Origin of the sequence: Chroococcidiopsis sp. [FACHB-1243] (assembly GCF_014696895.1) — a bacterium.
Taxonomy (GTDB): Bacteria; Cyanobacteriota; Cyanobacteriia; order Cyanobacteriales; family Chroococcidiopsidaceae; genus Chroococcidiopsis.
This window is the reverse complement of record NZ_JACJQX010000102.1, coordinates 1-7,346: the sequence shown is the minus strand read 5'-3', so window position 1 is coordinate 7,346 and position 7,346 is coordinate 1. Positions and strand designations below refer to the sequence as shown.

Sequence of the window (7,346 nt, the reverse complement as noted above, 5' to 3'; positions counted from 1 at the left end):
AGGCAGCGATTCATCTCCCACCAGAAATCTTTGAAACATAGATTTATCAGTATTTTCCAGACCATCTTGCCGATTTTTACACGAATCTCGGCTCAATGCCCACTCCACCACTGCCATAGAAATGCTTCTTGCTGCCGCCAGTCCTCAAAGTCTTGCTCCATATATGCTCTACCTTTTTCTGGGAGGGGTTGACCGCCTGCTACTGCGGCGGCTATAGCCTCGACTCTCTCGACATATTGACTCGATCTCCCGATTGCAGTCGCGACTTTCTCCCAGTCCGAAACTTTACTCCACTCCTCCGCTTTCGTCTGCGTTGCAGTTGCTTGCAAGAATTCGTTCCAATCTTTACCGCAAGTTGGTGTAGCCCGAACGATATTTCCAGTTCCCAGCTCCTTGATAATCTTCCAAGCTTGTTCTTGCCCTGCACGATCGCCATCTTGAGCCAGTACAACTTGCCCGCCACGAACCAGTACCGAGCGCAGTAATTCGATAGGAACAGAACCCGTACCGTCAGTAGCAAGGAATGTCGTTGCGGTACTCTTGTCCTTAGCTAAAGCTGCGGCTGAGATGGTATCAATTGCCGATTCAGTTAAAACGACCCGCTTCACTTCCCCCTCACCTTGGGTAAAGCTAAACCAAGCTTCATCTTTTCTAGAACCTGGAGCTAAACCCTTAAACTTGCCTCCAACGCCCCGCAGCGATGCTCCTTTTGTCTCGCCGTGCGAGGAGTGTCTGATAAATACGGCATTGGTTAGCTTCTCACCATTGCGCCCTAGTTGGTGCAGGCGCTCTAGTACAGTGGGGGAAACACCACTAGCATAAATCTTCCCCTCTTGGTACAGGCGATCTACTATGCTAGCGGGTAAAGCTCGTTGTTCTATGAGATACTGCCTCACCTCAACCCACTTGCGATCGTCGGGGGCGGGTGCTACAAATGGCTGGCGTTCTTCTGATACGGGTGTTGGTTTGGGTGTCGGTTTCTGAGAGAACGATCTCATCTGAGTTGGCTCCTGCCTTTGTAAAGCCAACATCTCTTGTCGCTGCGCTATCTCGGCATTAGTTGGAGCCTCTACTAACAGTTCGACTGGTAGTCGTCCCCAGCTTTGTTGCAGAACTTCAATCGGATTTTCTTGTCCGCCACTACATTTAGATGCTTCAAGTAGATGCTGCTTAGATTGGGCGTAAATTGTTAATTGGTTCTTGGCGCGGCTCATCGCCACATACGTACTTTCTTTAGTTGTTGTCCGATCTCTTGTTGCTGAGGCGATCGTCCGCGTTGCCGTCTTGCCTTGAGAGGCGTAAGTGGTAAGCAAGTATGCATATTCGACGTGTAAGGAGTCGCGTAAGTCGATGGTTTCGGTCACTGAGTTTTTGTACTGGATCGTCGCCGTACCGGACGCGATCGCCAGCACCTTAAACTCCTGCCCGTTGCGGCGACCCAGTTGGTGCTGATTTTTCTTCCATCGGAGGCGATCGCCCACGGCAATTTCAATCTCCTGCTTGGTGTAGACGGCTTTGCGGAATTTCATTGGCTCGACCAAGAGGGTATTTCCACTCGCATCCGCGAGCGTCAATTTATCTGCATCAATCCCTACAACGGTGTAAGGTTGAAACTTTCTCAATCGGGTCCGCTTGTACTCGCGCACTGGGATGACGACATCCCCTACGTTGTAGTAGTGGGTGTATCGCATCTGGACTTGAGTTAAATCTTTGGAGAGCAGTTGGGTTGCAACTGCACTATCTCCCAAGCTCCCTTCTTGCTTGAGCAACGAGCGAATCTTCTCGGTCACGGCGGCGCATTCTTTTCTCGTCCCTGCCAGAATAATCGTTTCGGAGCGCTCTGACGGTTGGAGATTGATGTAGTCAGCGGCGATCCGACTTGCCCGTGACTGGGGATCGGAGATTTCTTTAACTCGCCCAGCAGTCGCCAGAGATGAAATGGCGGCGACTGAATCCCCAGAAGCGGCGAGGCGCACCGCTTGTTTTAAATCTGGAGGACTATTACGCTGTCGTACCGATTCGTTTAGGTAAGCCGTACCAATGCCAGCTTGTTGCAGACTTTTGAACGGACTACCTGCCGCTACAGATGACAGTTGCCGCGTGTCGCCTACCAGAATCACCCTAGCTCCCTCAACTGTCGCTCGTTTCAACAACTCGTAGCCATCTTTTGCACCCATCAGTCCCGCTTCATCTACAATCCAAAATTGGTTTGGTTGTGGTGGGTCAGTTGGTTGTGAGACGAGCAGCCTTGCTACCGTGTTTGCTTCGATGCCCATCTCTTGCCCCAGCACGTTCGCCGCTTCAGCACTGGGGGCAAAACCCTTGATCGCATAACTTTGGGCAAGCGATTGTAAAGTCTCGATTGCCCCCTTAAGTTGCTCTAGGGCGAATGTCTTCCCCGCACCCGCTACCCCTTGCCATGCAATGAAGCGGTCTTTTGTAGTTGCTGCCAGGATAACTGCTTGCTGCTGTCCCGCATTCAGCGTCGTCCCTTCTAAGTATTTCTCTACAGCTTCGCTCGGTGCGATTTCTGCTACCTGCCCTTTCCCCTGCTGCATCAGTTTGATGGTGGCAAGTTCCCGCAAAAAAGCCGTTTGCGTCGTGACCTGCCGTTGCTCGTCACCGATCTGGATTAATTCGGGGTGGGAGGCGATCGCCTTCTGTAATTCGTCAATGCCGAACTGTTGCGGCTGCGCGGTGACGAACTTGGCGATCTCCTCTACTTTGAATGCAACTTTTCGCTCCGCACAATGCTCGATCCCGTCTGCTACTACTTTTTGCAGTTGGGCTTGAATTAGTTCTGGGGATGAAACTTGTGGATCTGCTTGGTAGACAGGATGAGCGATCCCGTATAGCTGTGCCTCATCCTGCCATAGGGAGTGCATTTGTTCGCGATCGATATCGTGCTTTTTCTTGACGCGGGTTTTGCGCCATGCCCAGATCTTGTTTTCGGTAGTGGCATCAAGACCAACTTCTACCAACTTCTCCACGATCTGCTGGTGGCGTTTGGAGAAGGCTTCAATTTGTTCGCGTGTGTAGCCTTTGATTTCAAATAGCTCTTTCGGGTGCGGTTCGATCTCGTATCCCAGCTTTCGACATGACAACGCCAGCTCGTTGCGGTAGATCTGCCCCAAGAGCATTTTGTTTTGGTAAAGAATCTCGTCAGCACGACTTTGCCACTTACCGTTAGCGAGTTGGGTGACATTCATCGCGATGCAATGGCTGTGCAAGTGGGGGTCTAGTTCGCGGCTGGTGTCGTGATGCCAAATTGCCACGGTGAGATTGTTTGTCTTTACTCTTTTCCCCTTGATCCGCGTTTCGGCAAGCAATTGCTCGATAAATTCCAGTGTCCGCCCAACCGCAGCTCGGTGGGCGGCTTCTAACCGAGAGTCACCACCTACCAAGCAAGCAATCGATACGCTCTTAGGGGCAGCAAAACACAGGTCTACCCCAGCTCGTTCTTTAGGCTGCTTTTTATTCTTATCCTTAACTTGCTTCGGCTTGCCCCTGAGTTTCTGCTTTCCATCTGGACTGACACCGTTGAGTAGGTTTTTGTAAGCAGAAGAGTTGCCGATCTGACCGCTCAATCCCAAAGCTGCTGCACCACGACCCCACCACTGGGAATTCTCCAATGCTTTTGCTTTGGCATAGTAGTTCTCCTGCTGATAATACTGTTCCCCCTGCTGAGGATTAATCGTATCTATGGTGAGCATGGTTGGAGTTCTTTCTGGAACGGCACAGGTATCGCGATCGCCGTCGAGCCAGCCAAGTAAGTCTATCTACCACAACTTAGTTGAAGCTGGAATTACCTTTAACTATATCCCCAAAAGCAAATCATGGCAAGGCTTTGAGGTGTGTTTTTTAGCTCCAATTGGAGCGACAGGTGCTGCGACCATCGGGAGCGCTCCTAACGCCCCGAACAGGGGCGTAGTACTTAAGGATGGTGTGGAAGGTTCCCTTCCACGATCGCCTTGCGCTCGGTGGTAGGTTTCTTCTGCGGAGAAACTTTGTGCGTAGAGGGGTGTACGAGTTTGGTTGTAGATTTCCATACAGCACTTGTCAGACCTCGACGGGCGACGAGGACTAATACCAACAGGGCGATCGCCGCTTTGAGGCGCGTGAGGCGAAACGGTTTGGGTGCGTTCTCTAAGGCGGTAATTCGCTCTGTATAAGCTTTTAGACAAGTTTCGAGTTGGGTCGTCAATGCCTGGAGCGTCCCGCTCTTCATTGAGCAAGTCTTTGAGTATGTCAACGGCATCGCTCAATTCCTGATTAATTCGCACTCTTCCAGACAACTCTTCTTTATCCATATCTGAATCTACTTTTGGTAAACCTCAACGACAATGAAACGACAACAAAACGACATCGATATGTTCGGTTAATCTCTCTTACTGTCATCTCAATGTCTCAACGACAATGAAACGACAACAAAACGACAACAAAACGACATGGAGTTTGAATGGTTTTAGCTTTTTCCAAGTGGCGCGTCCGCGTCCAAGCTTTTCAGATATTCGTAAATGTATTCCTGATGATTTTCTCGCTCGTCTTGCATCCCTTTTCAACGCCTCAAGTTTTGACCGAGCGGGAGAGGGTTCATCATCTTTAATTGTTGACCAGAGCAAATTAGATGATTTATCTTGAATGGCGAGATAGAATGACTTCCACATCACGATCAGTTGTTGATGAGATGTTGGTGAGAGATCGGTCTATGAATTTTTCAGAGCGCGGTGGCATAGCGATGAGTTAGCGATGAGTTAGCTATGAGATCTCGGTCTCATCGCGCTCTCGATCCTCAGACAAGGCTGAGATAGCGGTCGCATGGCGATGAGTTGGCGACTGGTTAGCGGTCACTATTACAGAAAATGCTTAAATGGCGATCGCATAGTAATGAGTCAGCGGTAAGTTAGCGATGAGACAGCGCTTTGAGCAAACATCTGAGGTGACGATGGTACTACGATGAGATTTCGATCGGTTAGCAGTTTCTTTTTAATTCGGACTAGCTCTACTCGTTGCGCTCCAACCAAAGTAATTCTTCTTCTGGAATATAGATTTTCAATTTGTTAGTAAAGTGACGACGATTTGACGACGATCTCACGACGATCTGACGACGTAGTTATCTACCAATTTTGTCTTTTTCTGCAACACAGATAGAAGAAAGACGATCTGACGACGCACTGACGACGCACTGACGACGATCTGACGACGTAGTTGCTAGAACAAGGTAAAATCGCCAGCTAGCACAAATAAGTTAATGCCTTGGCTGCGCTCTAAAAAATACAACTCTCGCAACAGAGCCGAATTAAACAGCTACACGAAAAAGGAAACTTCATCCACGACCAGTAATCAAAACTTGGTTGAGGTGGATTGTACTAACAGAAATAGTCCCCAAGGGGCGCGAATCGATCCGCAATCACCTGAGACTGTGACTTAGTTGCTGGCTGTAGTCAAAGCTCAATTGCAGCTTCCTCTGAAGCAGAAGGTGCAATCCGAGCAGCCTAGAAGATCTCGCGATCGCGACTTGGAGATTTAAGACTTGCAAAACGGTAATTATTACTGTTTTGCTTTACAGATTTTTACAATCGGCGATAGAAGCGAGATCTTCTATTAGGTAACTCCCTGAGCAGAATCTGCAACAGCAGCGTCCAGCGCGATTGTCGGAGATTTGAATTCATCAAAACGGTAATAATTACCGTTTTGGGTAGAGCTGTTACACTCGCACTCTTGGTAACTCCGTTTCTGCCTGCATGATGGTTTACCTAAGTATTGGCTTTTTGAATATTGCGGTCGGTGTTTCTAAATTTCTCTGTCGGATACTCGTAGAATTAGCTTATGTACGAGCTAATATCGATCGCGCCCGATCGAGGACAAAAAACTCTGTCAAACTGGGCGAACTGGTGACAACAACGTTGGCGCTTTGCTAACGCGATTGTTAGAGATTTTGGCAGTAGACCGATCGAACAAAACGGTAATTAATTACCGTTTTGAACTATTTACTACAGCCGCGAGCGTCGGGTTATAAATATAAGTAACGCAATTGTCGGAGGCTGTTGAGAGGCAATTGTGGATGAATGTAGTTGAGGAGAGCAATCGATCCCCGAATTCCAGAATGGATAACAATTGCTTTTCTAACCGCTTCATATTTTTTGACAAAAGCGATCGCTTTCCTTGAAGACCGTGATGTTTTCAGCTAATAATTATTTATGGGCGGTTCGACTTGAAAAATTGCTAACTTCAGGTTTATCCTAAATTAAATGCAATTTTAAGTCGCCGCAAAACTCGCTTTAAAACTCTTGAAGTTATGCAGATTTCCCATCGCAGGCTGCATTCAGCCTCTAAACCGAAGTTCAAAGCCATTCTGGAGCGCCAGTATACCTGTTCGGGTAGCTGGCGCTTGTCGTTCGCATCAATGTAAACCCTAAAAAAGAAAAAATGTCAGAGCTGGGAACCAAGCTACGAACTTCTTTCCCTCAACCACTGACACCCAGTAAAATATAATCTTTGCTTTCAGGATAACCCGAATCCAGCTGTTTTGGCAAAAAAGTTATCCTCCAAGGCTGTCAGGTGGTTGTAAAAGAGCGCTAGCCGCAGACGCGAAGAGCGCACGTAGCTTGAATCTTGGCTCCGGCGAAGGAGAACAAGATGAATAGCCTATTCCAAACTTTCAGCATCCTCGACCACATCGACAAACTGACACCAGCCAAAGAAAAAGGGCGCTACATCTGCCCAGTTTGCGAGGGAAATAATTTAACCGTCAGCAAGAATGGGGCTTATCAGTGCTGGAACGGCTGCGAGTGTAGGGAGATTCGGGAAGCGATCGCGCCGCTGCATCTAGATCGCACCGTTCGCCTTTCACCTGCTAGACCCGTAAAGCGGCTCAAGGCAAAGCCAAAACCAGCAATCGCTATCCCCCCAACCGAAAGCATCTTCTTAGCGATGCTACCCAGCCCAGCTGATGACTCGCCACTGCCACAGAAACGTTTCGATCCCAAGCATGGGGAGATTACAGAAACCGTATATCAGTATTCCCAAACCCAGTGGGTAGTGCGGACCCAATGGGCTGATGCTAGCAGAGAGAAGGGATACAGCAAAACCTTTAGTCAATGGCATTTAGCACGATCGGGGGAAACTATTCAGGTTTGGGAAAATGGTCAAAAAGTTACCCGTGAGGCGCAAGGCGGGGAAAGCATCCCAACAAAAGGCTCGATCCCCTGGCAGGCTTACCGCATTGATGAAGCGCTTGCCGCAGTTACTAACCAGAGCAGGGATTAGTTAACATAAAAAAGTAGCTAAGTCTGGAGTGTGCCATGAAACTCAAAGACGCTCGCCATATGTCAGCCTCTGCCCAA

6 protein-coding genes are annotated in these 7,346 nt (G+C 48.8%); 4 read left to right on the top strand and 2 right to left on the bottom strand.

What is annotated here, in order from left to right:
• Positions 1-92: 92 nt before the first annotated feature.
• Positions 93-3,713: a MobF family relaxase gene (gene mobF, locus H6G17_RS31680; RefSeq protein WP_192162633.1), complete on the bottom strand. Its 3,621-nt coding sequence runs from the start codon at positions 3,711-3,713 to the stop codon at positions 93-95.
• Between mobF and H6G17_RS31675 the strand changes: the two genes are divergently transcribed.
• Positions 3,703-3,987, top strand: a complete 285-nt coding sequence (locus H6G17_RS31675) for a hypothetical protein (RefSeq protein WP_192162621.1) — start codon at positions 3,703-3,705, stop codon at positions 3,985-3,987. The two genes, mobF and H6G17_RS31675, sit on opposite strands and share 11 nt — an antisense overlap.
• Here the strand turns inward: H6G17_RS31675 and H6G17_RS31670 are convergent.
• The gene (locus tag H6G17_RS31670; protein ID WP_192162619.1) at positions 3,935-4,228 is read right to left on the bottom strand and encodes a hypothetical protein; all 294 of its coding nucleotides are present in this window, start codon (positions 4,226-4,228) and stop codon (positions 3,935-3,937) included. The genes H6G17_RS31675 and H6G17_RS31670 overlap by 53 nt on opposite strands.
• A gap of 188 nt (positions 4,229-4,416) precedes the next feature.
• On the opposite strand from H6G17_RS31670, the gene H6G17_RS31665 reads away from it, so the two are divergent.
• The 3 genes from H6G17_RS31665 (at position 4,417) to H6G17_RS31655 (ending at position 7,269) form a co-directional block, all read left to right on the top strand.
• Positions 4,417-4,641 carry a hypothetical protein gene (locus H6G17_RS31665; protein ID WP_192162617.1) on the top strand — a complete coding sequence of 75 codons (225 nt, stop codon included), beginning with the start codon at positions 4,417-4,419 and terminating at the stop codon, positions 4,639-4,641.
• Positions 4,642-5,744: 1,103 nt separating this feature from the next.
• Positions 5,745-5,921, top strand: coding sequence for a hypothetical protein (locus tag H6G17_RS31660; RefSeq protein WP_192162616.1), 177 nt, complete (start codon positions 5,745-5,747; stop codon positions 5,919-5,921).
• Positions 5,922-6,639: 718 nt separating this feature from the next.
• Positions 6,640-7,269: a hypothetical protein gene (locus tag H6G17_RS31655; protein ID WP_192162615.1), complete on the top strand. Its 630-nt coding sequence runs from the start codon at positions 6,640-6,642 to the stop codon at positions 7,267-7,269.
• The last annotated feature ends 77 nt before the right edge of the window (positions 7,270-7,346 follow it).

Excerpts from the sequence above, each read along its gene's own strand:
- H6G17_RS31675 (WP_192162621.1), top strand. The coding sequence starts at position 3,703 with ATGGTGAGCATGGTTGGAGTTCTTTCTGGAACGGCACAGGTATCGCGA.
- mobF (WP_192162633.1), bottom strand. The coding sequence starts at position 3,713 with ATGCTCACCATAGATACGATTAATCCTCAGCAGGGGGAACAGTATTAT.
- H6G17_RS31670 (WP_192162619.1), bottom strand. The coding sequence starts at position 4,228 with ATGAAGAGCGGGACGCTCCAGGCATTGACGACCCAACTCGAAACTTGT.
- H6G17_RS31665 (WP_192162617.1), top strand. The coding sequence starts at position 4,417 with ATGAAACGACAACAAAACGACAACAAAACGACATGGAGTTTGAATGGT.
- H6G17_RS31660 (WP_192162616.1), top strand. The coding sequence starts at position 5,745 with ATGATGGTTTACCTAAGTATTGGCTTTTTGAATATTGCGGTCGGTGTT.
- H6G17_RS31655 (WP_192162615.1), top strand. The coding sequence starts at position 6,640 with ATGAATAGCCTATTCCAAACTTTCAGCATCCTCGACCACATCGACAAA.